The following is a 25492-nucleotide window of genomic DNA, read 5'->3' on the forward strand; positions in this document are numbered from 1 at the left end:
TATTGAAGCAACCGTTGAATAAGGAAAAACACTCATGCAAAAAACCATTCTAATCACTGGCGCAACCGACGGTATCGGTCTGGTAACGGCCAAGATATTGGTTGAACAAGGCCATCATGTATTACTGCATGGACGTAGCCCTGCAAAGCTAGAGGCCGTGGTCGACAGCCTTTCAAAGCTAGTCACCACTGGCAGCATTGAAAGCTATATCGCCGACCTTTCAGATATTCAGCAAGTTGAAGCACTGGCTAAAGCCGTAGCCGCTCAGCACAGCTCATTGGATATTCTGATTAATAACGCCGGTATATTTAAAACTAATAGCCCTACCACAGCCGCTGGCTTGGATACGCGCTTTGTGGTTAACACACTGGCACCTTACGTGCTGACGCGACGCCTATTAACGCTAATGAATGCTGAGTCACGCGTGGTGAATTTATCCTCTGCCGCTCAAGCGCCGGTGAACCTTGACGCACTGCGCGGCAAAGCAAAGCTGGAACCAATGGAAGCTTATGCGCAAAGCAAATTGGCGATTACCAGCTGGTCTCACCACATGGCGCTTGAGCTAGGCGATACGCTGGTGATTGTGGCGGTAAACCCTGCGTCCATGCTGGGTAGTAAAATGGTGAAAGAAGGCTTTGGCGTTGATGGTGGCGATCTAAGTATTGGTGCGGATATCCTAATACGCGCTGCGCTATCGGATGAGTTTGCAGATGCTACCGGCAAGTATTTTGACAATGATGCCCGTAAATTTGCAGCCCCACATCCTGATGCATTTAATGCTCAAAAGTCAGCTGAGTTAATACAGGTGATGGAAGCGGTTTTAGCCGAGCTTTAAACGCCTTTAGCGTCTTTTTTACTGGGGCCTTGAAGCTAGGCTCCAGCATTAAGCCTGCACGACATTGACAGCGAAATAAAGCAACCTGAATGAATAAGGCGTCTACTGAAATACATTGCCTTTAAACCCAAAAGGTATATTCTGGAAGTCTAAAATCGTTTCGTCATTTATCACCGATAAGCTGGCTGAGCGCTCAATGATTGAGGCAGCTCTATGACCACGTTACGTTTAAGCTACCAAACGGTCGAGTTTGGTAAGATTGACATCCACTTGTGTACCCTACGCAATAATCAGGAATTTCATGACCCTGAAGGCGTTGCCGAAAAGCTGGGAATCTCCTCCGCTAGCTGGCCGCTATTTGGCGTGGTTTGGCCATCCGGCTTGGTACTCGCTCATCACATGCTTGATTATGACACCAGCTCTAAGCGAATTTTGGAAGTTGGCTGTGGCATGGCGCTTTCTAGCTTGTTACTTAACAAAAAAATGGCCGACATTACCGCAACCGATTATCATCCAGAAGCGCAGGCCTTTTTAGAGCGCAATACGCTATTAAATCATGATCGGAATATTGCTTTCGAGATGGCAGATTGGGCCGCTAAAAGCGATAAGCTTGGATTATTTGATCTCATTATTGGAAGCGACTTGCTGTATGAAGATGAGCATATTGAGTTATTGGCAGAGTTTATTCATAACCATGCCAATCCTAGTTGTGAAGTGATATTGGTCGATCCCGGCCGTGGTAGAAAAAACAAGCTGAGTACCCTAATGACAGCTTTTGGCTTTACTGCTTCTCAATTAAAGCCAGATCATACCGAATACCTTAGCAAAGCCTTTAAGGGTCATATTCTGAAGTTTGTACGCTGAGATTTAGCTGGCTATATTCCTAACCAGCTAAACTGAAAACTAAGCAACTAAACACTCAGCAGCTAAATACCAACCAGCTGCTAAGCAAAGGCCTCTTCCAGCCATGCTCCCAAGTCGCCATCGGGTAGTTGCAATATAGCACCTTCAGGGCAATGCTCAACAAGCGCTTCTGTTTCTGGATGAAATAACGTCATCATCCCTGCGGCTAAACCGGCCTTAGCGCCGGTCACACTATCCTCAATAACCAAGCACTCATTAGCAGCTAGTGAGAGAGCTTTGGCTGCAGCCAAATAGCAGTCGGGAGCGGGCTTACCCTGCTCAACATCATTACGACTTACTGTGATTTGAAAATAGTCCGCCAGCTGTGTCACTTCCAGATTTAAATTCACTTCATCACGGCTGGAATTAGACACCAGCGCCATTGGCACACCTTTGGCAGTAAACGCATCCAAAATGGCCTGACTGTTTTTCAGCGGCTTAATACCGGCCGAGCAAGCCTGATAATATTTCCATTTAAGCTGCTTCCACTCATCAAGTGTTAAATCCAATCCGGTAACCCTCACCACCGCTTGGTGTACTTCGACAAAGCTTGAGCCGAGCAAAGCATCATGAGTACCCGGCGGAACCGTCACACCGAGTGAGGCCATGGACTCATCAAAGGCTTGTTCGTGAGCAGGCTCACTATCGATCAAGGTGCCGTCCATATCCCATAAAATGGCTTTCAATGTCATCGTATTTCCAATATTTGCTTCGTTAGTTATACTCACTCTACCTAAGCATTCGCTAAATCAAAAACAAAAAATGCCCGAACAAGTCGGGCACTTCGGTAGTCAATACAAAAGGAAATTACTCCTTAGTCATGACCAGACCTTCTTTTCCGTTTCTATCGTAGAATACCAACTTGCCGTCATCCATCTGCTGCACACTACCCATGCGGCGCATGATACGTAGGTAAGCACCTTCAAGGTTACCAAGGTGAACGGTAGGCTTACCCTCTCCCTGACTCACTAAAGGACAAGGTGTACGCGTACGATCCATTTGAGTAATGGTAAAACCGGTGTAACCAACCTGCTTAAACTTAGCGGCATACTTATTACAGCCAGTATCGCCAGTCATAGTGTCAAGATTAACCGTCATACTCATATCAACGACTGCAGGAACTGGATTTCCATAAGTCGACGATACACGCCATTTAGTACCTAATAATGATGGACCACCACTATTCAAAGGGCACGATTGCGTCGCACGACTAGTGATACCTTCCGGCTCATCTAAATCTGCTGCAATCACTGGTGAAGCAAAAATAGTCGCAGAAAATGCGCTAATTAAGCAAAAATTTAGTGTCGAACTTCTTCCGTTGGTTCTCACAAAGGACCTCCCTGATTATTCATCCTTTTAGACTAAAACAAAACAATGCCTGTGTCTTATATACCACAATTACATATCATATAGGAAAAAAGATTGCCATTCTGACAAAAATTCGATCATATTCATTTTATGAACATCATCATTGAATTTAATAAGAAAAAACAACACCTTCCGTGTGTCGTAAATCCATCTTCGGTTGGCTTGTATGCTATTGCATAAAGCTTAGTGCTGTGTTAAAAATCCCCAACACTTTAGAGAAGGGCTCCAATCGCCCCCAAAAGTGTTCGATGATAACAACAATAAAAATGAAAAGAATTTGCAGTAAAAACTTATTATTGATTCCCCGGAGTACATTCTATGAACCTCAAACCCCTCGCGCTGATGGCGAATGCCTGTGCGCTCGTCTTTATGATGCTCAGCACTTCCGTATTTGCCATGTCTGACCTGTATGGCAATCCAAGCGAACTACAAAACCTGGTTGGCAAAGGGAAATGGATCGTTGTTAAAGTGTGGCGCTCTGACTGCGGTATTTGCATGAAGACCATGCCTGAAACCGACTCAGCTCGCTACAGCATTCCAAACACTAACATTATCGGCGTATCGCTTGACGGTGACACCAACGTCGCCAAGAACTCGCTAAGCCGCTTCAATGTTCATTTCAAAAATTTAGTCTCTAACCGCAGCGACTTCAATCGCTACCTGAGTAAAAGTACAAGAAAGAGTATTAAAGGCTACCCGACTTATATGATTTACTCTCCGGATGGCAAGCTTAAAGCGATGCAAACCGGCGATGTAAAGCCTCGTGAACTCAGACAGTACATTAGTCAGCAAGGCTCGCTGTAAAGTTCACCAAATTATAGTAGATTAGAATATAAAAACCGGCTTTTTAGCCGGTTTTTTGTTATACGCACCAAACACTCTAGTGGATTGAATAATTATCGCCTGTAATGTCTATTGTCTTTGAACAGTTCAGGCCTTCGCTGCCGCCTTAAATCGCTCTAACGCCGCACCACTATCCAACACGCCACGCACCGCCTCTGCGGCCTCAGACATTGTCTTAAAACGCTGTAAATGCGTCAGCGCTATTGCCCCAGCATAAACCAGCGAATCATACATCATCCCCTGCTCTCCACCCAAAGCCGCCAGCCCTTGGTTTGCTGAGGCTGCTGCTAGCGCATTGCCATCAACCGATAACATAACCCCCTCTTCAACCGGAGGCTCCGGTAGATCCGCAGGCAGTGGCACGGCTCGCGAAGTCGCCTGAGTTGATACCTCATCAGGTGATAAATCCCGCTGCTCTAATTCACCCTCTCCATGATAAGAGAATAGCCGCCCAGTCTGTTGCAGTGATGGAATCGTGCCACCCTCCACACCACGCATAAACATTGCCGAGTCAAATCCTGCCTGACGCGCCAAAGCCGCATAGATTGGCGGATAGGCTTTATGCACATAACCACTCATAAAATGCGTCTTGTGACGCGCGCGGATTGGCCCTAACAGAGACTCTACGGTATTGAGTACCTGACGCTTCACCATGCGCTTACGTAATGGCATCAGCGCATGAAGTGCTGGCGCGAACTGCTGCTGGTCAACATAGGCCCAGCCGATATCAGTGATTTGCTTAGCGGCCGCTTCAACACTTAAATTCACATCCAGACCTGCCGCACGTAGTACCCGATGATGAGTCGCACCAAACTTAGGGCCTACCACTTCCAATCCATGCGATACCGCATTAACGCCTAAAGCAGCTAACACAGCCGGTAAAAATGGCGAGGCAGGCACGCCCCGTGCATAGCCATCATAAGGATCGGAAAGATCAACCAACTCATCCACCTCAGCCGTCGCATGCTGCGAACCTTCAATTAAGGCCTGCAATATTCCACGGTTCTCTTCATCAGTTTCACGCTTCATACGCAAGGCGATAAAGAATATGGATGTTTGTACCGGGTCGGTTTCAGGTAACAGTATGGCGCGCATCGCATCGCGAGCGTCTTCAAACGATAAGTCTTTACTGTAGTCCGGACCCGTCGCTACTTTCTGAATACATTGGCGCAGGTGCAGCTGAGGATTAAAGTCATTCATAGATTTACCGATTGCAGGAGTTTAGGAGTCGTTCGTTATCACAGAAGAAATCTTCATGGGCTGAGTTTATTGTGCGGCCTTAAAATTGCAAACACAACCACCGGCAGCTATACGCTAACTCACCCTGTCAGCACTGAAATTTATCGCTAGTCATACACTTTTTAAATTGATTAATCTTAGTTCAGTAACCATTCATCGCCCAACTGTAGAATGGCCGACAGCTTCCAGGGGCTAACAACACGACGACAAGAATAATAAGAATAACGAATAAAAACAATAATATACGTCGATGTTGATTTAAAGTTGGATGACGGGATAACAAAAAATAATAAAAACCCGTAAAAAAGGCTTGCAGGACTATAGAGTGATCTATAAAATGCGCAGCTTCTTCGCCGCAATAGCTCAGTTGGTAGAGCAACTGACTTGTAATCAGTAGGTCCCGCGTTCGATTCGTGGTTGCGGCACCAAGATATCAAAAGGTCATAATGTTTACATTATGGCCTTTTTTTATGCCTGTTTTCTATATCTTAAAAAACGTGTACAGTAATCCCCGCAACACCTCCGGCTGGCAATAAATTCTCCCCCCTATTGAACTACTGACGAAATCCGGAAACTAACTACCTGCTTAATTATCTTCAACAGGATTAAAACCCTACAGGACGTTTTCTATGTTAAAACAATTATCCACCGTATTACTAAGTGCGGTAATCAGCGTCAACGCTTTTGCAGCGGCAGATCTAAATCCTGCGAAACAAGCTTTTTACAAAACACTAAACTCTGTTTCACAGGACTTCAAAAAATCCGTTCAAGCCATGCAGCAAAACGAACAGAAGCTGCAAAAGTCCCGAGCGGCGCTTCAGAAGAAGCAACACGACAACACACTGACACAACCAGAAAAGCAATGTGTCGTTGCCCTATTGGATCGTGCGACTCGCTCTTACTCTTTAGTCAGAAGCACAATCAACAACGTAAAACAGTACGACAATCAACTGACAGCCCTACGTGGCTTTGTTCAGCGCGCGACTGTTGAACAGCAAATGAAACAAGCTGCCGACAAAGGCAACCAGATCATTAAGCAAATGGATACGATGTTTGCTAAGAACCGCACCATGTCACAGCAATGGTCTAAGAATGTGAAAACAATCTGCGATCGAGTGCCTGCACCGGCTAAATAAGCTGCGCTGATCTGCTTCATCGACCTTGGGCTAATCCATCTGCGATTACCCAAGGTCGCATTCTCTTTGAACCCATGCCACTCCTGACGTAACATGCTTCATTCACTGATGACGCATTACAATAATAGGAATTAATAATGGGAAAACTCTTCAGAATTGCGGGCGCACTGCCCTTTCTAATGGCCGTGTTTCTCAACACAGTGGTCGATCTCGGTCACAAAATCGTCATTCAGAACACCATTTTTAAAGTCTACGATGGCAGCGAGCAGATTTACCTGACTGCAATCGTTAACGGCTTAATCCTGCTTCCCTTTATTTTGATGTTTGGCGCGGCGGGCTATCTCTCCGATAAATACCCCAAAAATAGCGTCATGCGCTTAGCGGCCTGGGCGGCTGTCGGCCTAACCGTTGCCATTACGCTCAGCTATGCCATGGGCTGGTTCTGGCTGGCATTTGGGATGACCTTTTTACTGGCCGTGCAATCTGCCATTTACTCGCCTGCTAAGTATGGCTATATCAAATCACTCTTCGGCAAAGAGCATCTGGCAGAAGGTAATGGCTTAGTCCAAGCGATTTCGATTATCGGCATTCTGGCTGGCACGCTAATCTTCTCGGTATTGTTTGAGCTTAAGTACCCACAAGACGCGACCGAAAAAAGTGACATCTTACTTAACTTGGTTCCACTAGGTTTCATTCTGATCATCAGCAGCGTGCTGGAACTGATTATGATGTATCGCTTGCCGCAACTGGAAACCGCACCCGTTGATGAGCGCTTTGACTTTCAGGCACTAAAACGTGGTGCACTGACCACCGGTAACCTGAAACCCATTATCCAAAACAAGGTTATTTTTCTGTCGATTGTCGGCTTGGCTGTATTCTGGTCTATCGGACAAGTCATGCTGGCGGCCTTTCCCGCCTTTGCCAAAGCGCAAACCGGCGAAACCAATACCATTATTATCCAAGCGATCTTGGCGTCATCCGGAATTGGTATTGCGCTTGGCTCAGTGATTGCAGCTCGCTTCTCGCGTAATTATATCGAAACTGGATTAGTACCCATTGGTGCCGCAGGTGTGGCGATTGGTTTATTTGTACTGCCAAGCCTCAGCAATCAAGCCCTCATGGCGCTCGACTTTATGTTTATTGGACTAATGGGCGGCCTGTTTATAGTGCCCCTCAATTCATTAATCCAATACCATGCGGGCGAGCATGAGCTGGGTAAAGTACTGGCGGCTAATAACCTGATCCAGAACATTGCCATGCTCAAATTCTTGGTGATTACCGTGATGTTTGCGGTCATTGGCATCGACAGCTTACATTTACTGTTTTTGATTGCAGTAGTCGCGGTCATTGGTTTTGGCTACACCGTTTACCAACTACCACAAAGCTTGGTGCGCTTTATTCTGTCTTACCTCATGAACCTGAAATACAAGGTGAATGTTGAAGGCATGAAAAATATTCCACCCAACGGCGGCGTGTTGCTGCTTGGAAATCATATCAGCTGGATTGACTGGGCGATTGTACAACTCGCCTCTCCACGTCCGGTACGCTTCGTAATGCTGCGTAATATTTACGAGCGTTGGTACCTGAGCTGGTTCTTCAAGCTGTTCGGGTCCATTCCGATTGAGTCCGGCCCTGGCAGTACTGAGTCGCTTAAAGCCGTCGCTGACTTATTGGATGATGGCGAAGTCGTCTGCCTATTTCCAGAAGGCACCATCAGCCGCACCGGACACTTAGGTATCTTCAAACGTGGCTATGAAAAATCTGCCGCCATGGCACACGATGATGTAGTGATTGTACCGTTCTATCTGCATGGACTATGGGGCAGTCAATTTTCTCGCTCATCTGAACGCCTCAAACACGCGCCAAAAACACAGCGCCGCCGTGAGTTACTGGTTACCTTTGGCGTACCGATCGATAAAACCACCGAAGCCACCGTACTTAAACGACGCGTATTTGATCTCTCGATTATTGCTTGGCAGCGCTTTAGCACAGAGCTGCAAACCCTGCCTAATGCCTGGATTGATAGCGTTAAGCAGATTGATTCTGAAATGGCCTTGGCCGATACGCTGAGTGAGCCACTTTCTGCGCGTCGCGCACTGACAGGCGCCATTGCTTTTTCACGACGCATTAATAATATCAGTCCTGAGCAAAATATCGGCTTATTACTCCCCACTAGTAGCGGTGGCGTGATTGCCAATATGGCGGGATTACTCAGCGGTAAAACGCTGGTTAATCTTAATTACACCGCCAGCACTCATGCCTTTAGCCGTGCCTTGCAGCAGGCCGAAATTAACACGGTGTATACATCATCACGCTTTTTAAAGAAGTTGCAGCAGCGCGGAATTGATCTTTCCGAGCCACTTTCCAAGGTCACTGTGGTCGAGCTGGAAACGCTCCGTGAATCCATTTCAAAACTGGAAATGTTCACCATTCTCGCTAGCATTAAATTGCTACCAGCTTCCGCACTAAAAGCAATCTACAGCCGCAGTTATGATGCACAGGCTAATGCCGCTATTTTATTCTCCAGTGGCAGCGAAGGTGATCCGAAAGGCGTCGTGCTTAGCCATCAGAATATTATGGCGAATCTAAAACAAATTAGTCAGATTCTGAATGCAGAAGGCGATGATGTGGTAATGGCTTCTCTGCCCTTATTCCATGCCTTTGGTTTGACCGCCACGCAGTTTTTGCCATTGATTGAAGGCTTACCTATGATCTGCCATGCCGACCCAACGGATGGCTTAGGTGTGGCTAAAGCTGTCGCTAAATACCGCGCCACGATTTTGTTTGGCACCTCAACCTTCTTCCGCCTCTACACTCGTGACCGGAAGATTAATCCGCTAATGTTTAATAGTTTACGGATTGCGGTCTCAGGCGCTGAAAAGCTTAATCCGGATGTACGCGATGCCTTTAAACTGAAATATTCACGGGATATTTACGAAGGCTATGGCACGACTGAAACCTCACCCGTGGCCAGCGTTAATTTGCCCGACGTGCTGGATACCAGTTACTGGAAAGTTCAAGTAGGCGGCAAGCAAGGCACCGTCGGCATGCCACTACCGGGTTCCAGCTTTAAAATCGTTGATCCCGTATCCTTTGAAGAATTACCCGGCGGTGATGATGGCATGATTCTGATTGGTGGCCCGCAAGTCATGCAGGGCTACTTAAACGACCCTGAGCGCACCGAGAAGACCATTATCGAGCGTGATGGCATTCGCTGGTATGTCAGCGGTGATAAGGGCCATTTAGATGAAGACGGCTTCTTAGTGATTGTCAACCGCTATTCGCGCTTTGCCAAACTCGGCGGTGAAATGATTAGTTTGACTGCGATAGAAAGCGCGGTACGCACCAGCTTGAATGATGCTGATATTGGGATTGTTGCGGTTAATATTCCAGATGAGAAGAAAGGCGAAAGAGTCATCCTGATCACTAGTGGCGATATTGCTTTGCAGGAGTTACGGCAAGCCATGCTAGCGGCAGAAATCAATCCATTGTTGATACCCGCAGCGGTGATGCAAGTTGAGAAACTGCCATTACTAGGTTCGGGCAAAGTGGACTTTTCGCAAGCCAAGCAATTGGCGGCTGGTAATTAGTCGCGAACTAACCCAGCTGATCAAAAACAGGTAGATCGCTGGCGACAGCTCACTTAGGCACAACAAAGCCCGCACAGACTAACAATCTATGCGGGCTTTTTGTTTAGATCAAACCATTAACACTCAGTGATGTTTACTGGCAACTCCAGCACATTGATCGCTAGACCACCGCGAGCGGTTTCTTTGTATTTATTCCGCATATCCCGGCCAGTATCACGCATCGTCTTGATGACTTTATCCAGTGAGACAAAGTGCGTGCCATCGCCGCGTAGAGCCATTCTTGAGGCGGTAATTGCTTTCATTGAGGCCATGGCATTGCGCTCAATGCAAGGTACTTGCACCAAGCCACCAATCGGATCACAGGTGAGCCCCAGATTATGCTCCATACCAATCTCAGCGGCATTCTCAACTTGTGCCGGCGTACCACCTAGCACTTCGGTCAGTGCACCTGCTGCCATTGAACAAGCTGAACCAACCTCGCCCTGACAACCGACTTCCGCGCCACTAATCGAGGCATTGATCTTAAACAAAATACCGATCGCACCCGCCGTTAGCAGGAAGCGAACCACTTTGTCGTCACTCCAGCCCGGATTATTATGATCCATATGGAAACGCGTATAGTAATGTAATACCGCTGGAATAATGCCTGCCGCGCCATTGGTTGGTGCCGTCACCACACGACCACCGGCCGCATTTTCCTCATTCACTGCCAGTGCGTATAAGGTCACCCAGTCGGTGGCGGCCAACGGATCAATCATTACTCGTTCACGACGATCTTGCAGTTGCTTGTACAGAGCCGCCGCACGACGTTTAACCTTTAAGCCACCCGGCAAAATACCATCGTTTTTACAACCAGCTACTACGCAATCCTGCATCACTTGCCAAATTGATAATAGCCCTTCGCGCACTTCCGCCTCAGTACGCGTAACACACTCATTTGCCATCATGACATCGCTGATGTTCATATTATTGGCTTCGCAGATCTCCAGCAGCATTTCACCACTGGTAAATGGGTACGACACGACGGTTGGGTTTTCAATGATATGCGCACTGCCTGCGGCATCCTGATCGACAATAAAGCCGCCGCCGACTGAGTAATAACAGCGCTTTAGCACGCTATCCCCCGCCGCATCAAAGGCTTCAAAACACAGGCCGTTCGGGTGAAATGGCAGACTCTTTTTGCGATGCATAATCAAGTCAGTCTCTTCATCAAAACCAACTTGTTGCTTTCCGGCTAGGTTCAGGGTTTTATGCTCACGCATATCAGCCAGCCGCTGGGGCATACTTTCAATATCAACACTTTCTGGAGACTCACCCTCCAAGCCCAAGAGCACGGCTTTAATCGAGCCATGGCCCTTACCGGTGGCTCCCAGCGAGCCAAATAACTCGGACTTCACCCGAGTCACTTTTGGCAGTAAATCAGCATCGATCAAGGCTTGGGTAAAATACTGCGCCGCGCGCATCGGTCCAACAGTGTGGGAACTGGAAGGACCGATTCCGATGGAGAATAAATCAAAAACACTAATAGACATTGGGATTTCCTGAAACTTGCAATTAACTGGCATTTTGTAAGGATTAATTCACTCGATCTTATGCCCGTCTATAGAATTTGTTAAATGAATAGTTAAAATAGAATTATTAATTTTATAAATGAATCTGAGTGCACCGCCATGAGTGTTCGCTATAAAAACCTATCCATTGATTTATTACGCACGTTTACGACTGTCACCGAACTTGCCAGCATGAGTCGGGCGGGTGAGTTATTGGGACGGTCTCAGCCTGCGATCAGCCTGCAAATTCAGCGACTGGAAACACTGGTTAATGAGCACTTATTTAAGCGTACCGCGGGGCAGCGCTTTGAGTTAACCGTCTCTGGGCAAGTGCTGTTTGATTATGCGCAGCGCATTTTGATGTTAAACGATGAGGCAATGAATTATTTTGCCGCGCCAACCATGCGCGACAGCATTCATTTAGGTATTCCCAATGAGTTTGCCTCGACCTTACTACCTCGCATTATTGGGCGCTTTGCACAGATTTATCCGGGGGTGCGACTGGAGGTCACTTGCGATCTGAGCAATGTGTTGATGCCGCAATTTATGGCTAAGAAATTCGACTTATTACTAGTGTTGAGTGATAACACAATCCCTGCCACTCAACACACGAGCTTTGTGAAAGTCGATAGCTTGGTCTGGGTGACCAATAAGAACAAAGAAAGCCATTTGCGCAGCACCATCCCATTGGTGGTAGCGCCAGAAGGCTGTTTGTACCGTCGCCGCATGCTGCAACGCTTGAGCCGCATTAGCCAGCCTTGGAACATTGTGTACACCATTCCGGGGCTTACGGGGATTCAGGCAGCAATTGCCGAAGGGCTTGGAGTGACAGCACTGGCGAAAAGCACGGTGCCACCCTCTTTAGATATTGTTCGGGAGTCTGAGCGATTTCCTGAACTGGGCGATATTTCAATCAGCCTACTCCGGCAAGCTGATAGCACCGGAGAGGCGATTGATGTATTAGCGGAATATATTAAAACCAGCCTCGCTTAGCTAAACCCACTTATCTTGCTGGTTCAGGCTCCCCAAGTTCCGCATTGTCGCTTTCAATGATTGGCGCAGGCGCTGCACTCACCATACGAGAATTTCGGGTTTGCAGGTTGGCTTGTACCTTAGAAACCATCGCTTCACGCCAGACAATCAAAATACCGGAGGCAATCGTAATGGCCGCTCCTAACACAACATAGCGGTCCGCGGACTCATTAAAGAATAGCGCGCCGAAAATCACCGCCCAGACAATCTGACTGTATTGCATTGGCGCAATAAAGGCGGCATTGGCTGCCCGGTATGCCAGAAATACCATCAACTGTCCGATCTGACCGAAGATGCCAATCAGGAACATAACCCCCAACGCAGATAACTCCATTGGCTTGTACACAAATGGCAGCATACAGCCGGTGATGAGAATACTTGCCAATAACGGGAATAGAATCATGGTCGCAGGGCTTTCAGTGCTACCAATTTTACGCGAGATTATGGCTGCGCCAGCACTGCTTAATGCGGCAATCAAACCGAATAGATGCCCAAGGCTAACGCTTTCAACCGAAGGCCTCAGCACAATCAAAACACCGAGCAAGCCAATCAAAATGGCCGCCCAACGAGTGATATGCACCTGCTCGCCAAGAAAGTAGATTGCCATCACTGTGATCAACAACGGGGCAGTAAACAACAAGACGTAGACCTGCACCATTGGCAGCATCTTAAATGCCATAAACGCACAACAGAGGCTGCTCACCATCAACACGGCTCGCAACACCACCATCTTTAAATTATTCGCTTTGATACTGCCGGGGTTCGGGTCCATCAGGCGCACAATGGAAAAGGGAACGTAGCCAAATAGCATGGCAAAAAAGATGATTTGAAATACCGAGTAATCACTCAAGGATTTCAATAAGGCATCGTGAGTGGAGAACGAAGCAAAACCAATTAATGCCAGCAGCGGCCCTTTGACAGCCGAGTGGCTGGCCAGTGATTGAGACATGACAACCCCGTAGATTTAAGTTTTACGACGACGCTCTCTGAAAAATGCCCGTAATTGTTCGCTGCATTGCTCGGCTAAAACGCCACCACTAATGGTTAAAGTATGCAGGTTATTTTCATCCTGCAAGGTGTTAAACACACTGCCTGCGGCACCGGTTTTAGGATCAAATGCACCAAATACAACCCGCCCGACCCGTGCATGCAACATGGCACCTGCGCACATAGTGCAAGGCTCCAAAGTGACATACAGCGTGGTACTGGGCAAGCGGTAATTTTGCAATGTTTGACCCGCCGCGCGCAGTGCCATTATTTCGGCATGCGCGCTGGGGTCATGATGAGTAATTGGTTGATTCCAACCCTCAGCAACGAGCGTATTATCTTTTACCAACACCGCGCCGACCGGGACTTCTCCCTGAGCTTGCGCGCGATCGGCCAGACGCTGCGCATGCAGCATCCAAACCTCATCTTGCGCAAGCTGATCGTCGCTGACTGTTTCGATCATTCCCACTCAATCGTCGCCGGCGGCTTGCCGGAAATATCATAAGTCACACGAGAAATACCATCGACTTCATTGATGATGCGCAGTGACATCAGCTCAAGGAACTCATAAGGCAAACGCGCCCAGCGAGCAGTCATAAAGTCAATGGTTTCAACGGCACGCAAAGCAATTACCCAGTCATAACGACGGCCATCACCCATAACGCCAACCGATTTCACCGGCAGGAATACCGCAAACGCTTGCGAAGTTTTGTCGTACAGGTCGTGACGGTTAAGCTCTTCCATGAAGATGTGATCAGCAAGGCGCAACAGGTCGGCATATTCACGTTTCACTTCACCCAAAATCCGCACACCTAAACCAGGCCCAGGGAATGGATGACGGTAAACCATCTGACGCGGCAGACCCAGCTCAACACCAATGGTGCGAACTTCGTCTTTAAACAACTCGCGTAATGGCTCAACCAAGCTCAACTTCATATTCTCTGGCAAACCACCCACATTGTGGTGTGATTTAATCACATGCGCTTTGCCGGTTTTGCTGCCTGCAGACTCGATTACATCAGGATAAATCGTGCCTTGTGCCAACCACTTTGCATTGCTCAATTTGGCAGACTCTTCATCGAAAATCTCAATGAACAAGTTACCAATGATCTTACGCTTGGCTTCAGGGTCAGTCACACCCGCTAAGGCATCAAAATAACGATCAGCGGCATTAACACGAATGACCTTAACGCCCATGTGCTCGGCAAAAGTCGCCATGACCTGATCGCCTTCATTTAGGCGTAGCAAGCCAGTATCTACGAAGACGCACGTTAGTTGCTCACCAATCGCTTCGTGCAATAAAGCCGCCACGACTGACGAATCAACACCGCCGGATAAGCCAAGAATCACCTCATCTTCACCCACCTGAGCGCGAACCCGGTCGATGCTGTCAGCGATAATATTCTTAGCATTCCACAAGCCTTCACAGCCACAAATGCCACGTACAAAGCGCGCCAGAATATTGCCACCCTGCTCGGTGTGCGTGACTTCAGGATGGAACTGAATGCCGTAAAAACGACGCTCTTCGTTGGCCATACCCGCAATCGGTGCATTCGGAGAGCTAGCCATCAGGCGGAAACCTTCTGGCATGCGCTCAACTTTATCACCATGCGACATCCAGACATCCAGCAAAGCATGACCTTCTTCAGTCACCACATCACAAATATCTTTCAGCAACTCAGTGTGGCCGCGCGCACGGACTTTGGCATGACCAAATTCGCGATGGCTGGAGCTAACCACTTCGCCGCCTAACTGCTGCGCCATGGTCTGCATGCCGTAGCAAATACCCAGCACTGGCACACCCAAATCAAACACCAACTGCGGCGCAACCGGTGCATCTTCCAGCATGGCCGACTCAGGGCCACCGGATAAAATCACACCCTTGGCTTTAAAATCGATAATGCTTTGATCATCGATATCCCACGGCAGGATTTCGGAGTAGACGCCCGTTTCACGAACCCGACGCGCAATCAATTGAGTGTATTGCGAGCCGAAATCCAGAATCAGGATACGATCATCATGAATATTATTTGACATTAACGGGGTCTCAATTAGCTGTGGTAGTTAGGGGCTTCTTTGGTGATCGTCACATCGTGCGTGTGAGATTCCTTCATACCCGCACCGGTGATACGAACAAACTTAGGCTTAACCCGCATCTCATCCAGCGTGGCACAACCGAGGTAACCCATACTTGAGCGTACGCCACCATTGATTTGGTGAATGATATTAGCCAATGGACCTTTGTGCCCCACCATGCCTTCAATCCCTTCAGGAACCAGCTTATCCACCGCATTTTCAGATTCCTGGAAATAACGGTCGCTAGAGCCTTTAGCCATTGCACCCAACGAGCCCATACCACGGTATGACTTGTAAGAGCGGCCTTGATACAGAATCACTTCACCCGGCGCTTCATCGGTTCCTGCCAGCATACTACCCAGCATGACTGAATGCGCACCAGCAGCAATGGCCTTAGCCACATCGCCAGAGTAACGAATACCACCATCGGCAATCAACGGAACGCCAGTGCCTTCTAAAGCCTTGGCTACGTTCATAATCGCCGTGATCTGTGGAACGCCAACCCCCGCAACAACACGAGTCGTACAGATTGATCCCGGACCGATACCGACTTTAACCGCATCAGCACCCGCTTCAACCAAGGCTAATGCGCCTTCGCCAGTCGCGATATTGCCGCCGATGACCTGTACTTGTGGATAATTCTCTTTCACCCAGCGAATACGATCTAACACACCTTGCGAGTGGCCATGCGCCGTATCAACAGTCAATACATCCACACCGGCTTCAACCAATGCAGCGACACGATCTTCTGTGCCATAACCCACACCCACTGCTGCGCCAACACGCAAGCTACCGCTGGCATCTTTACAAGCATTTGGATGGTCAGTCGATTTCTGAATGTCTTTTACCGTAATCAAACCACGTAATTTAAACGCGTCATCAACCACCAGAATTTTTTCAATGCGGTGCTGATGTAATAAACGCAGAATGTCCTCACGATCAGTACCTTCTTTCACCGTTACCAGCTTATCTTTTGCTGTCATGATCTCACTAACTGGCTGATCATGATTGGTTTCAAAACGTAAATCGCGGCTGGTCACGATGCCAACCAGATCATTATCACCCGCAATAACTGGTACACCAGAAATATGGCGCTTGGCTGTCAGCTCGATAACTTCACGAACCGTGGTATCAGCTTTTACGGTGTAAGGATCTTTAATGATGCCGCTTTCGAACTTCTTCACGGTGAGCACAGCACGAGCCTGAGCTTCAATAGTCATATTCTTATGAATAATGCCTAAGCCACCCTCCTGAGCTAATGCAATCGCGAGTTTAGCTTCGGTAACGGTGTCCATAGCGGCCGAAGCCATAGGGATATTCATGCGAATATCGCGCGTGAGAAGCGTGCCGAGATTTACCTCAGCAGGCAGCACGTTTGAATGTGCGGGGACGAGTAACACGTCGTCAAAAGTGAGTGCTTCTTCTAGAATTCGCATAAGACCTCCAAGGTACCTGGGAGCGAGTATTTTCCAAAATTAGCGCCTCATTATAAACCATTGACGCATCTGGGGTAAACTGCTATCAATAGATCACGACATAGAATGATAAGCTTCTAACGCGGAGTAATTGATGAAACTGAAACACATCGCCACAGGCTTGGTACTCGCCATGGCCGCAAGCAATGCCTCAGCAGCCACGCTGGAAGAGGCTACAACGGCGGTTGAAGCCGCAAAACAGTCCGGATTTTACTGGCTGAACACCGATAAATTATTGGAAAATGCCCAGCAAGCGCAGGTCAATAAAGACACTGAAAAAATGAATGAATTCATTGAACAGGTCATGACACAAACGGCCGGTGCACTGGCTCAGGCAGAAGCGGCTAAAACAGCAGGCCCGACTTTCTAAAGTTTGCCTGACAGAACCACCTGATAATTATGAATATGACCAAGCCGGGCTCTCCCCGGCTTTTTGCTGGGAGACGTTAACATCATTGATCAAAATCGCACGGTACTGACCGTGTCAGACCTGAACTCAGAAGTAGCACTGATGTTATCGAGAAGCTTCGGCCTGCTATGGCTGGAAGGTGAAATTTCCAATTTCTCGCGCCCGGCTTCCGGACACTTTTATTTCTCCTTAAAAGACAGCAAAGCCCAAGTACGCTGTGCCATGTTCCGTAACAAAAATATGGCGCTACGCCTGAAGCCACAAAACGGCATGCAGGTGATGGTACGGGCGCGGATTGGCTTGTATGAGCCTCGCGGTGAATTTCAGATCGTTGTCGAGCACATGGAGGAAGCCGGTGCCGGTGAGCTGCAGCGCCAATTTGAAGCGCTTAAAGCTAGTCTGGCTGCTGGCGGTTTATTTGATCAGGAGCATAAAAAGCCACTGCCTTTTTTGCCGGAAGCCATCGGCGTGATTACCTCTCCGAGTGGCGCGGCGATTCGCGATATCCTGCAAGTGCTGGAGCGTCGGGCTCCACAGGTCCCTATTTATATTTACCCCGTTGCCGTCCAAGGGCGCAGCGCGGCTACGCAAATTGAAACCGCTATTCGCCTGGCTAATAAACAAGCGCGTTGCGATGTATTGATTGTTGGGCGCGGTGGCGGCTCAATGGAAGATCTCTGGTCTTTCAATGAGCGCAATGTGGTCATGGCAATTCATGAATCCAAAATTCCGGTGATTAGTGCGGTCGGGCATGAAGTCGATGTTACGATTTCAGACTTCGTTGCAGATGTTCGCGCGGCTACGCCCTCAGTTGCTGCTGAATTAGCCGTTCCTGAAATGAAAGAGCTGCGGTTGCAAGCCACGCAGCGCCATGTGCGACTGATCAATGCCATGCGCCGCAACCTGCAAACGCGCCAACAAGCTTTACAGCTGCAAGAACAAAAACTGTCCCACCAACGCCCTGCTTACCGATTGCAACAGCAACAACAGAAACTGGATGAATTGGAGCAACGACTGAAGCGGAGTGTTAGTTTACGGCTGGAGCGTCAATCCGCCCGACTGAGCCAACTTGAGACCAAGCTACAATCAGTATCCCCGCAGCGTTTATTAGCGAATCGTCAACAAAAAACGACTCAGCTGGAGCAACGTTTGCAGCAATTGATGCAACGGCAATTCCAAGGACACCAATCCCAACTGGCTGTATTGGCTGCGCGCCTGAATAGCGTAAGCCCACTCAATACCTTGCAGCGCGGGTACAGTATTACTCAGGATGCTAAGACTGGTGCGGTTATTCAGCGAGTCAATCAGGCTCACCCAGGGCAAGCCCTGAATATTCGGGTTGAAGATGGGCAGCTGCAAGCGGTGGTTAGTGAGCAGAAATCCCTGCTATAACTCGCGACGCCTTCTTAGTACAGCCTCATTCCACACCCAGCTTTTCGTCGATGCAAATCAGTATCGACGACATTTATTATTGCGATTTCTGCAAAACTCATTTATTTTAAACAAATGTTTGGTTAGCAAGCATTTGTTTATTTGAAATAATGAGGCCGCTTAAATGACTGAACGCGAGTTGGAAATCTTAGCATTACTCAAACAAGACCCACTCATGCCACAGCAGGACATCGCTGACCGGATTGGTATTAGCCGCTCCGCTGTCGCTGGGCATATTATGAACCTCACCAATAAAGGCGTGATTCGCGGTAAAGGCTATATCTTGGCCGAAGCACGCTATGTCGTGGTGATTGGCGGTGCCAATATGGACATTCTTGGCAGGCCTGCAGGCAACTTGAGAGTGGGCGATTCTAATCTGGGTAGTGTTAGCACCTCTCCGGGCGGCGTTGGTCGTAATATCGCCGAAAACCTCGCTCGATTGGGCACCGATACCCGACTGACCACTGCGGTTGGTAAAGATACTTACGGACAAGAGATTATCGAGCATTGTCAGCGCGCTGGCATTGATATGAAACACACGCTGCAATTAGCCGATGGCGTGACCTCAACCTATCTATCGGTTCTGGATGGCGATGGCGATATGCACGTGGCCATTAACGACATGGCGATATTAGAGCGCTTGAGTGTTGATGTACTCAAATCTCAGCAAGCCATGTTGCAACGCGCGGATGTCATTATTATTGATGCTAATTTATCGCAAACCGCGCTAGCGTACATCCTCAGTAATTACGCGGATGTTCCCCTGTTTGTTGACCCTGTTTCTTGCGCCAAGGCGACTAAACTCACGCCCTACCTCAATGCCATTCATACCCTTAAACCAAACCTCAAAGAAGCCGAGCAACTCTCAGGAATCACGATTACCGATTCCAAGCAATTGCCAGAACTAGCCAATTGGTTTCATGATCAAGGCGTTAAACGGATCTTTTTAAGTCTTGGCGTGGATGGCGTATTTTACAGCGATCAGCAAGAGCAAGCCCTACTCCCCGCCATGCCGGTTTCAATGGTGAATGCCAATGGTGCGGGCGATGCCTTTTTGGCTGGGCTGGCACATGGTTTTATCCAAGACTGGTCAACTCGTCAATCAACCGAATTTGCCATGGCTGCCGCAGTCGTAGCCCTATCCGATATCGCAACCATTAATCCCAATATGTCTGAAATCTCAGTCAATCGAATTATCAAGGAGTCTTTATGTTAAACCAGTATCTGGACATCAACCCTGAAGTGAAAGCGGCACTGGATACCGGACGTCCAGTCGTCGCCTTAGAATCGACCATTATTTCTCACGGAATGCCCTATCCACAAAACGTGGAAACGGCGCTGAAAGTTGAACAGATTGTTCGTGATAACGGTGCTGTGCCTGCGACAATCGCCATTCTGAATGGCCGCCTGAAAGTGGGAATGACGCATGAAGAAATCGAATATTTAGGTAAAGCAGGCCAAGCGGTAATTAAAACCAGTCGCCGTGATATTCCGTTTATTGTGGCGCAAAAAGTTGATGGTGCGACCACCGTTGCATCCACCATGATTCTGGCGGCGATGGCAGGCATTAAGGTATTTGCAACCGGCGGCATTGGCGGAGTACATCGCGGCGCTCAGCAGACGTTTGATATCTCAGCTGACTTACAAGAGCTGGCCAATACTGATGTGGCGGTTATCTGCGCCGGTGCTAAATCGATTTTAGATATTGGCTTAACTTTGGAATATTTAGAAACTCAAGGTGTGCCAGTAGTCGGTTATCAAACGGATATGCTTCCCGCTTTCTATACGCGTGAAAGTGATTTTGGTGTCGACTATCGCCTTGATGAGCCTAAGCAGATCGCTGATGCGATGGCAGCTAAATGGGAGATTGGATTAAAAGGTGGTTTGGTAATTGCCAATCCGATTCCTGAGCAATACGCTCTTGATAAGGCCATGATCGACGAAGTTATCAAAGATGCGGTTGCTGAGATGGATGACAAAGGCATTTCAGGTAAGGATTCAACGCCATTCTTACTAGCAAAAGTCGCCGAAAAAACAGAAGGCAGCAGTTTAGCCGCCAATATCCAGCTGGTGTTTAACAATGCTAAGTTGGCGTCACAGATTGCTTGTGAGTTTTATAAGTAATTCTGCGTGTGCGCTAACGGTCATCATTAATCGCCATCACAAGGCTTTTAAAAACTCCGCCAATAAGGCTTGCTCAGTTTCATTTAGCTGAATGGGTGGTAAGTGATGACCCGTCTGCGCCTGACTAGGTGGGTTGGCGTAATAAGCGACAACCGGCGCCAGTGATTGAAAACGGCCATCGTGCATATACGGTGCCGTTTTCGACACATTTCTCAGGCTGGGTACCTTGAAATTCCCCGACATATCGTGTCGGTTGCTATTCATATATATTAGATCTTTGCAGGCATCTTTCGGTGCATCGCTGTATTCACCCAAGCAATTAAATTCATCCCAACGCTGCGCTTCGGCAACTTGTGAGCGTCCCATGTCTTTTCCGGGAGTGCCTGTGCCAATATTTTGGAAGGATTGATTGGATAGCACCGGTGATAAATGACAGCTAATGCATGCGCCTTTGCCGATAAAAAGCTTTAGACCTTGTTGCTCACGCGTGCTTAGTACTGGCATTGTATCAGCTTGTGCTACCTGGTTGAGCTGATCAATAAATTGATCGAAGCGCGAAACTGGAAACTCTAATGTCGACTCATAAGCTGCCAGTGTTTTACCGATATTGGCAAAAATCCGGTTAATTCGCTTGCGGTCTTTAATGGCTAACGACTTCCATAATTTGAGGCTTTCGAGGCTTCCATTTGGGGCTGCTTTTTCTGGCCATGATGTAAGCTCTGTAGCACTGGGTGGATTGCCGAATATAGCTGCATAATCATCACGGTACTGATCAATCGCAAATAGCTTATGAATTAATGAGACACGCGTCAGGTTATGCTCATCTGGGTTTTCAAGCGGGCCTAAGGCTTGAGACCAGACGCTATCTTTGCGGCCATCCCAAAATAGCCATTGTTGATGAGATACGCCAAGTAATGAAGGTGTGTTTCGGGTGCCAGTGCGTATTCCCTCGGCTTGAGGTAAACCATCGCTAAAGGCGATATTGGGCTGATGACAAGTCGAGCAGGAAATTTTTCCGTTATCGCTAAGGCGTGGGTCAAAGAATAGTTTTGATCCTAGGCTAATAGCTTGGGTGTTTGTTTGGTATTTATTGCTTGGATCAACGCGAAATTTATCGAGATGCTTAATTGAGAGCGTATCCAGTAAGGCTTTTTCGCCAGCACTCCAGTTAAGTAAGCCAGTATTAGAAGATTCACCGTCCGCCGCCTGAGTAACTACTTCTTGTCCCGCCTTTGGAGCTATTAGCTTAGTTTGAGCTGCAATTTGTGCGGTTTCAGTGTTTGCTACCAATCCCACAACCGGCTGCTCAGATTGCTCAGATTGCTCAGATTGCTCAGATTGCTCAGATTGCTCAGATTGCTCAGATATTTTCGCAGCAGAAACCAAGCCCTGCTCTTTATCATCACAAGCACTTAAAGCCAGCCCCATCACCGCTAGCACAACGGCTGTTAAAGGCGCTCGCAAGCTACCTACTTCCAACAACCGTTTCATTAGATAGTAAAGTCAAAAATGACCTGATCAGAGGTATCAGCAGCATCGATTTTAAAACCAACTGTCCATGCACCCGGCATACTAAACTTCAATCCTTCAATCTGATATTCGCCAGCAGCGGCTGTGCTTTTAATCTGCGGCTTCGTTGGCAATCCGTGCCCATGCGCTTTCATACCGCCATCAATTGCGATTTTCGCCCCATGCACTGGCTCGCCACTTTGAGTAACGGTTAAGCCACAAGATTGAAAATCACCAACCGAGGGAATCGCATCACAATGAAAATTCGCCTTAAACAAGCCTGAGCGCCCTACTTGGCTCATACTCCAACTGGTACTAACTGGAACAGCTTTAGTCGATGCAACTTGAGATTGAGGCATTTGAGCACTATGCGCTGAATGATCAACATGGTTGTTATGAGACGCAGAATCACAGGATGCCACAGCAAATAATACAAAGATAAACAGCATTACCGAGATCGCGCTGATGTATACATTAGCCATATAAGTGCCTTTATTTTTAGTTATTATTGGCCAAAGTATAACGTTTGAACACTTCATCAGACAAGCCTTAGATTTTAAAGAGAGAAATGGTAATAAACCATTCTCTTTATTATTTAACATAACATTCTTACTATAGGTAGAGATCTACTCTAAAGATCACGGCGTAACCGTGACATTCACCTGCGCGGCATTTAAACGACCTAGGCTATCGCTAATCGCGTACCAAAAACTGTCATTTCCGGTAAAGCCGGTATAAGGCACGTAGTTCAGTTGATTATTGACAATGCTGACTGTCGCTCCATTCACTGAGTTGGTATTCACTTCTGAAATACTCAAGCCCGCGCCGGTATCATTGGCTAGCACATTGATAGTCAGTGAAGTATTACGTGCGGTAGACGCTGAATCAGTAATCGCAACCGGATAAGCTGGCGCTGAAGCCTCCACCGTAATATTCACCACCGAGCTATTCGAACGCCCTAAACTATCTTTGAATACATACCAGATATTATCCGAGCCAACATAATCCTGAGCAGGTGTGTAGAGCAGCTTATTATTGCTGATCGCAACCGAACCACCTTTTAGTGAATACGGATTACTGGAGTCGATCACCAACCCCGCCCCAGTATCATTGGCCAGCACATCAATAGTCAGTGCTGTATTTTGATACGCCGTAACCGTATCTGGATTACCAACCGGATAAGCACTCACATCTACACCTGTTACTTCAATAGTAACCGGCGCGCTATTACTACGACCTTGAGAATCTTCAAAGGCATACCAAAAGGTATCCGTTCCCGCAAAGCCAACGGGCGGTGTGTAACTAACCTGATTATTACTCACCGTCACCGTGCCACCTTCAAACGATGGATTATTAACCTGCGTGATAGTCAGTCCGGCACCGGTATCATTAGACAATGGTAAAATCTGCAAGCCAGTATCACGCGCAGTTGTCACACTATCCGGATTAGCGACTGGGTATTCATTAAGATTAACGCCCGTCACCGTTACAGTGATTTTAGTGCCAAATAACGCACCGCTAATATCCCGTACTGAATACCAAAATATCTCAGTACCAGCAAAACCAGCATCAGGCGTATACACCACCTTGCCATTACTAATTACAGCAGAACCATTTGCGGGATCATTTAGTTCATTAAAGACAACTCCGCTACCCGTATCATTGGCTAAGACATCAATGGTGACTGCAACACCAGCCGCAGTTGTTGCACTATCTTCATTGGCGACCAGCGGTGTTGTGTTGATTGTTTTCAGTGGGTTCTGTGTATGCCAATCGCGTGGAATAATCTCAAACTTATTAGTGTGCGCATCCATGCGAGGATAATCCTCAGAGCGCGGCATGTGATAAAAAGAGATGCCAACCCAAGCCACTAAATCCTGCCCTGATAGCGTTTCATTATTCGCAAACTGATCGACACTATCGGTGCCGCAACTATTAATACGCTGGTTATGCGAAGCGATCTGCTCACAGTTATTGGCACGCGTTACATAAAAATCATTATAAGTGAATGGCTCGTAAGCAGGCCCTTGCTCACGATGCCCCGCTTCACTTAAACGGATCTCATAAGAAAGTGCATGATTTTTGTCATTGCGCTGGCTGCCATCACTGATCACCCAAGAGCGTTGTGATGTTGGCGATACAGAGCGAGAGACTTCATTGCTAAACGTCGTCATCGAACGCTGACGCTTACCATTAGCGGCTACATAGTTAATCTCTGAAGCAATATCATTATTTGCTGTGCCATTCAGATCAAAATCCAAACGCCAGAAATAATTGTGCATATGAGATAAACCAATACGCGAGGTATTACCAGCTAACGCTGACAGTAACCATCCATGCGGCTCAATCGACGTATTATTGATACGCTGCAATGAACCTGTCGCTACCATTGATGGCTCCATTCTGCCATCATCAAAAAACAACCACTGCGGGATATAAACGTAAGCACCGACTTTGGAGATGCTAAACACTTTCAGCGCATTGGCTTTAGCCGTTGTTTCATTGGAGCGATAAGCCGCCCCCTGCTCGACGACTTGCGTACAAACCGCATTTTTAGTGCCGTACTGGCGCAACTGGCCACCGGGACACTCAACATTGCTAATACTTCTTAGGTAACCACCACCCAGACCATAGTCCGAGACATCATGATAACGTGCGCCATTATCATCATAAGGCACATGAATCTGCGCCACAGCGGCATCCATCAACACCATACGGCGTGTGCCATCGACCGGTGTGTAATACACGTGATGGTAGCGAATTCCATGATTATTATTGTGCGTCCAGCACATATCCCACCGTGCGCCACTGGCTAATGTCTGATCAATATAATAATTATCAGCACAGTGCTCTGCAGCCAATGCCTGGGAAGATGGTACAAATCCCCAGGCAACTATGCCAAGCATGATTAACTGCAACATCCTTTTCACAGCGGGTAAACTCTTCATCGCTAAATTCCGTTATTTATTTTGTATTATGGTCGGT

21 protein-coding genes and 1 tRNA gene are annotated in these 25492 nt (G+C 47.7%); 11 read left to right on the forward strand and 11 right to left on the reverse strand.

What is annotated here, in order from left to right; translation table 11 throughout:
• The first annotated feature begins 34 nt into the window (after positions 1–34).
• Both LEUMU_RS0110940 and LEUMU_RS0110945 read left to right on the forward strand, forming a co-directional pair.
• Positions 35–835 carry an SDR family NAD(P)-dependent oxidoreductase gene (locus tag LEUMU_RS0110940; protein WP_022952325.1) on the forward strand — a complete coding sequence of 267 codons (801 nt, stop codon included), beginning with the start codon at positions 35–37 and terminating at the stop codon, positions 833–835.
• 213 nt (positions 836–1048) lie between these two features.
• Positions 1049–1699 carry a class I SAM-dependent methyltransferase gene (locus tag LEUMU_RS0110945; RefSeq protein ID WP_022952326.1) on the forward strand — a complete coding sequence of 217 codons (651 nt, stop codon included), beginning with the start codon at positions 1049–1051 and terminating at the stop codon, positions 1697–1699.
• An 80-nt stretch (positions 1700–1779) separates the two neighbouring features.
• Here the strand turns inward: LEUMU_RS0110945 and LEUMU_RS0110950 are convergent, their stop codons facing one another.
• Both LEUMU_RS0110950 and LEUMU_RS25680 read right to left on the reverse strand, forming a co-directional pair.
• Positions 1780–2430: an HAD family hydrolase gene (locus tag LEUMU_RS0110950; protein ID WP_022952327.1), complete on the reverse strand. Its 651-nt coding sequence runs from the start codon at positions 2428–2430 to the stop codon at positions 1780–1782.
• Positions 2431–2545: 115 nt separating this feature from the next.
• Positions 2546–3067 (reverse strand): META domain-containing protein, encoded by a 522-nt coding sequence (locus LEUMU_RS25680; protein WP_022952328.1) that lies wholly within the window; start codon positions 3065–3067, stop codon positions 2546–2548.
• Between the two features lie 357 nt (positions 3068–3424).
• Between LEUMU_RS25680 and LEUMU_RS0110960 the strand changes: the two genes are divergently transcribed.
• Positions 3425–3910, forward strand: a complete 486-nt coding sequence (locus LEUMU_RS0110960; RefSeq protein WP_022952329.1) for a TlpA family protein disulfide reductase — start codon at positions 3425–3427, stop codon at positions 3908–3910.
• A gap of 126 nt (positions 3911–4036) precedes the next feature.
• Here the strand turns inward: LEUMU_RS0110960 and LEUMU_RS0110965 are convergent, their stop codons facing one another.
• Positions 4037–5149, reverse strand: coding sequence for an anthranilate phosphoribosyltransferase (locus LEUMU_RS0110965; RefSeq protein WP_022952330.1), 1113 nt, complete (start codon positions 5147–5149; stop codon positions 4037–4039).
• Positions 5150–5540: 391 nt separating this feature from the next.
• Between LEUMU_RS0110965 and LEUMU_RS0110970 the strand changes: the two genes are divergently transcribed.
• From LEUMU_RS0110970 to LEUMU_RS0110980, 3 genes are all read left to right on the forward strand, one after another.
• Positions 5541–5616: transfer RNA gene (locus tag LEUMU_RS0110970), tRNA-Thr, on the forward strand.
• A 201-nt stretch (positions 5617–5817) separates the two neighbouring features.
• Positions 5818–6324, forward strand: coding sequence for a hypothetical protein (locus LEUMU_RS0110975; RefSeq protein WP_022952331.1), 507 nt, complete (start codon positions 5818–5820; stop codon positions 6322–6324).
• 137 nt (positions 6325–6461) lie between these two features.
• Positions 6462–9914, forward strand: a complete 3453-nt coding sequence (locus LEUMU_RS0110980; protein ID WP_026744677.1) for an acyl-[ACP]--phospholipid O-acyltransferase — start codon at positions 6462–6464, stop codon at positions 9912–9914.
• A gap of 116 nt (positions 9915–10030) precedes the next feature.
• On the opposite strand, the gene LEUMU_RS0110985 is transcribed toward LEUMU_RS0110980, so the two are convergent.
• Positions 10031–11446, reverse strand: a complete 1416-nt coding sequence (locus LEUMU_RS0110985) for an L-serine ammonia-lyase (RefSeq protein WP_022952332.1) — start codon at positions 11444–11446, stop codon at positions 10031–10033.
• Positions 11447–11584: 138 nt separating this feature from the next.
• Here LEUMU_RS0110985 and LEUMU_RS0110990 point away from each other — a divergent pair, with 138 nt between their 5' ends.
• Positions 11585–12457 (forward strand): LysR substrate-binding domain-containing protein, encoded by an 873-nt coding sequence (locus LEUMU_RS0110990; protein WP_022952333.1) that lies wholly within the window; start codon positions 11585–11587, stop codon positions 12455–12457.
• Positions 12458–12467: 10 nt separating this feature from the next.
• Here LEUMU_RS0110990 and LEUMU_RS0110995 read toward each other — a convergent pair whose 3' ends face one another.
• The 4 genes from LEUMU_RS0110995 to guaB are packed head-to-tail and all read right to left on the reverse strand — an operon-like array spanning position 12468 to position 16995.
• Positions 12468–13445, reverse strand: coding sequence for a DMT family transporter (locus tag LEUMU_RS0110995; protein ID WP_022952334.1), 978 nt, complete (start codon positions 13443–13445; stop codon positions 12468–12470).
• Between the two features lie 15 nt (positions 13446–13460).
• On the reverse strand, positions 13461–13946 hold the full coding sequence (gene tadA, locus LEUMU_RS0111000; protein ID WP_022952335.1) for a tRNA adenosine(34) deaminase TadA: 486 nt from the start codon (positions 13944–13946) through the stop codon (positions 13461–13463).
• Positions 13943–15520 carry a glutamine-hydrolyzing GMP synthase gene (gene guaA / locus LEUMU_RS0111005; RefSeq protein WP_022952336.1) on the reverse strand — a complete coding sequence of 526 codons (1578 nt, stop codon included), beginning with the start codon at positions 15518–15520 and terminating at the stop codon, positions 13943–13945. Before guaA ends, tadA begins: the two co-directional genes overlap by 4 nt.
• Before the next feature lie 14 nt (positions 15521–15534).
• Positions 15535–16995 (reverse strand): IMP dehydrogenase, encoded by a 1461-nt coding sequence (gene guaB / locus LEUMU_RS0111010; protein WP_022952337.1) that lies wholly within the window; start codon positions 16993–16995, stop codon positions 15535–15537.
• Positions 16996–17128: 133 nt separating this feature from the next.
• Between guaB and LEUMU_RS0111015 the strand changes: the two genes are divergently transcribed.
• The 4 genes from LEUMU_RS0111015 to LEUMU_RS0111030 all read left to right on the forward strand — a co-directional run bounded on the left by LEUMU_RS0111015 (position 17129) and on the right by LEUMU_RS0111030 (position 20998).
• Positions 17129–17404 (forward strand): hypothetical protein, encoded by a 276-nt coding sequence (locus LEUMU_RS0111015; RefSeq protein ID WP_022952338.1) that lies wholly within the window; start codon positions 17129–17131, stop codon positions 17402–17404.
• Positions 17405–17515: 111 nt separating this feature from the next.
• Complete coding sequence (xseA, locus tag LEUMU_RS0111020; protein ID WP_245570698.1) at positions 17516–18835, forward strand: exodeoxyribonuclease VII large subunit; 1320 nt, start codon at positions 17516–17518, stop codon at positions 18833–18835.
• A 163-nt stretch (positions 18836–18998) separates the two neighbouring features.
• Positions 18999–20090: a PfkB family carbohydrate kinase gene (locus LEUMU_RS0111025; RefSeq protein WP_022952340.1), complete on the forward strand. Its 1092-nt coding sequence runs from the start codon at positions 18999–19001 to the stop codon at positions 20088–20090.
• Positions 20084–20998 (forward strand): pseudouridine-5'-phosphate glycosidase, encoded by a 915-nt coding sequence (locus tag LEUMU_RS0111030; RefSeq protein WP_022952341.1) that lies wholly within the window; start codon positions 20084–20086, stop codon positions 20996–20998. Before LEUMU_RS0111025 ends, LEUMU_RS0111030 begins: the two co-directional genes overlap by 7 nt.
• Before the next feature lie 36 nt (positions 20999–21034).
• On the opposite strand, the gene LEUMU_RS25685 is transcribed toward LEUMU_RS0111030, so the two are convergent.
• The 3 genes from LEUMU_RS25685 to LEUMU_RS0111045 all read right to left on the reverse strand — a co-directional run bounded on the left by LEUMU_RS25685 (position 21035) and on the right by LEUMU_RS0111045 (position 25455).
• Positions 21035–22489, reverse strand: coding sequence for a cytochrome-c peroxidase (locus tag LEUMU_RS25685; RefSeq protein ID WP_022952342.1), 1455 nt, complete (start codon positions 22487–22489; stop codon positions 21035–21037).
• Complete coding sequence (locus LEUMU_RS28015; RefSeq protein ID WP_022952343.1) at positions 22489–22989, reverse strand: FixH family protein; 501 nt, start codon at positions 22987–22989, stop codon at positions 22489–22491. The genes LEUMU_RS25685 and LEUMU_RS28015 overlap by 1 nt, the downstream gene beginning before the upstream one ends.
• A gap of 156 nt (positions 22990–23145) precedes the next feature.
• Positions 23146–25455 (reverse strand): Ig-like domain-containing protein, encoded by a 2310-nt coding sequence (locus LEUMU_RS0111045; RefSeq protein ID WP_084708087.1) that lies wholly within the window; start codon positions 25453–25455, stop codon positions 23146–23148.
• Between the last annotated feature and the right edge of the window lie 37 nt (positions 25456–25492).

Source organism: Leucothrix mucor DSM 2157 (assembly GCF_000419525.1).
In the GTDB taxonomy this organism is placed as follows: Bacteria; Pseudomonadota; Gammaproteobacteria; order Thiotrichales; family Thiotrichaceae; genus Leucothrix; species Leucothrix mucor.

Bases quoted from the DNA above. Each gene is read 5' to 3' on its own strand.
- LEUMU_RS0110940 (WP_022952325.1), top strand. From the start codon at position 35: ATGCAAAAAACCATTCTAATCACTGGCGCAACCGACGGTATCGGTCTG.
- LEUMU_RS0110945 (WP_022952326.1), top strand. From the start codon at position 1,049: ATGACCACGTTACGTTTAAGCTACCAAACGGTCGAGTTTGGTAAGATT.
- LEUMU_RS0110950 (WP_022952327.1), bottom strand. From the start codon at position 2,430: ATGACATTGAAAGCCATTTTATGGGATATGGACGGCACCTTGATCGAT.
- LEUMU_RS0110960 (WP_022952329.1), top strand. From the start codon at position 3,425: ATGAACCTCAAACCCCTCGCGCTGATGGCGAATGCCTGTGCGCTCGTC.
- LEUMU_RS0110965 (WP_022952330.1), bottom strand. From the start codon at position 5,149: ATGAATGACTTTAATCCTCAGCTGCACCTGCGCCAATGTATTCAGAAA.
- LEUMU_RS0110975 (WP_022952331.1), top strand. From the start codon at position 5,818: ATGTTAAAACAATTATCCACCGTATTACTAAGTGCGGTAATCAGCGTC.
- LEUMU_RS0110980 (WP_026744677.1), top strand. From the start codon at position 6,462: ATGGGAAAACTCTTCAGAATTGCGGGCGCACTGCCCTTTCTAATGGCC.
- LEUMU_RS0110985 (WP_022952332.1), bottom strand. From the start codon at position 11,446: ATGTCTATTAGTGTTTTTGATTTATTCTCCATCGGAATCGGTCCTTCC.
- LEUMU_RS0110990 (WP_022952333.1), top strand. From the start codon at position 11,585: ATGAGTGTTCGCTATAAAAACCTATCCATTGATTTATTACGCACGTTT.
- LEUMU_RS0110995 (WP_022952334.1), bottom strand. From the start codon at position 13,445: ATGTCTCAATCACTGGCCAGCCACTCGGCTGTCAAAGGGCCGCTGCTG.
- tadA (WP_022952335.1), bottom strand. From the start codon at position 13,946: ATGATCGAAACAGTCAGCGACGATCAGCTTGCGCAAGATGAGGTTTGG.
- guaA (WP_022952336.1), bottom strand. From the start codon at position 15,520: ATGTCAAATAATATTCATGATGATCGTATCCTGATTCTGGATTTCGGC.
- guaB (WP_022952337.1), bottom strand. From the start codon at position 16,995: ATGCGAATTCTAGAAGAAGCACTCACTTTTGACGACGTGTTACTCGTC.
- LEUMU_RS0111015 (WP_022952338.1), top strand. From the start codon at position 17,129: ATGAAACTGAAACACATCGCCACAGGCTTGGTACTCGCCATGGCCGCA.
- LEUMU_RS0111025 (WP_022952340.1), top strand. From the start codon at position 18,999: ATGACTGAACGCGAGTTGGAAATCTTAGCATTACTCAAACAAGACCCA.
- LEUMU_RS0111030 (WP_022952341.1), top strand. From the start codon at position 20,084: ATGTTAAACCAGTATCTGGACATCAACCCTGAAGTGAAAGCGGCACTG.
- LEUMU_RS25685 (WP_022952342.1), bottom strand. From the start codon at position 22,489: ATGAAACGGTTGTTGGAAGTAGGTAGCTTGCGAGCGCCTTTAACAGCC.
- LEUMU_RS28015 (WP_022952343.1), bottom strand. From the start codon at position 22,989: ATGGCTAATGTATACATCAGCGCGATCTCGGTAATGCTGTTTATCTTT.
- LEUMU_RS0111045 (WP_084708087.1), bottom strand. From the start codon at position 25,455: ATGAAGAGTTTACCCGCTGTGAAAAGGATGTTGCAGTTAATCATGCTT.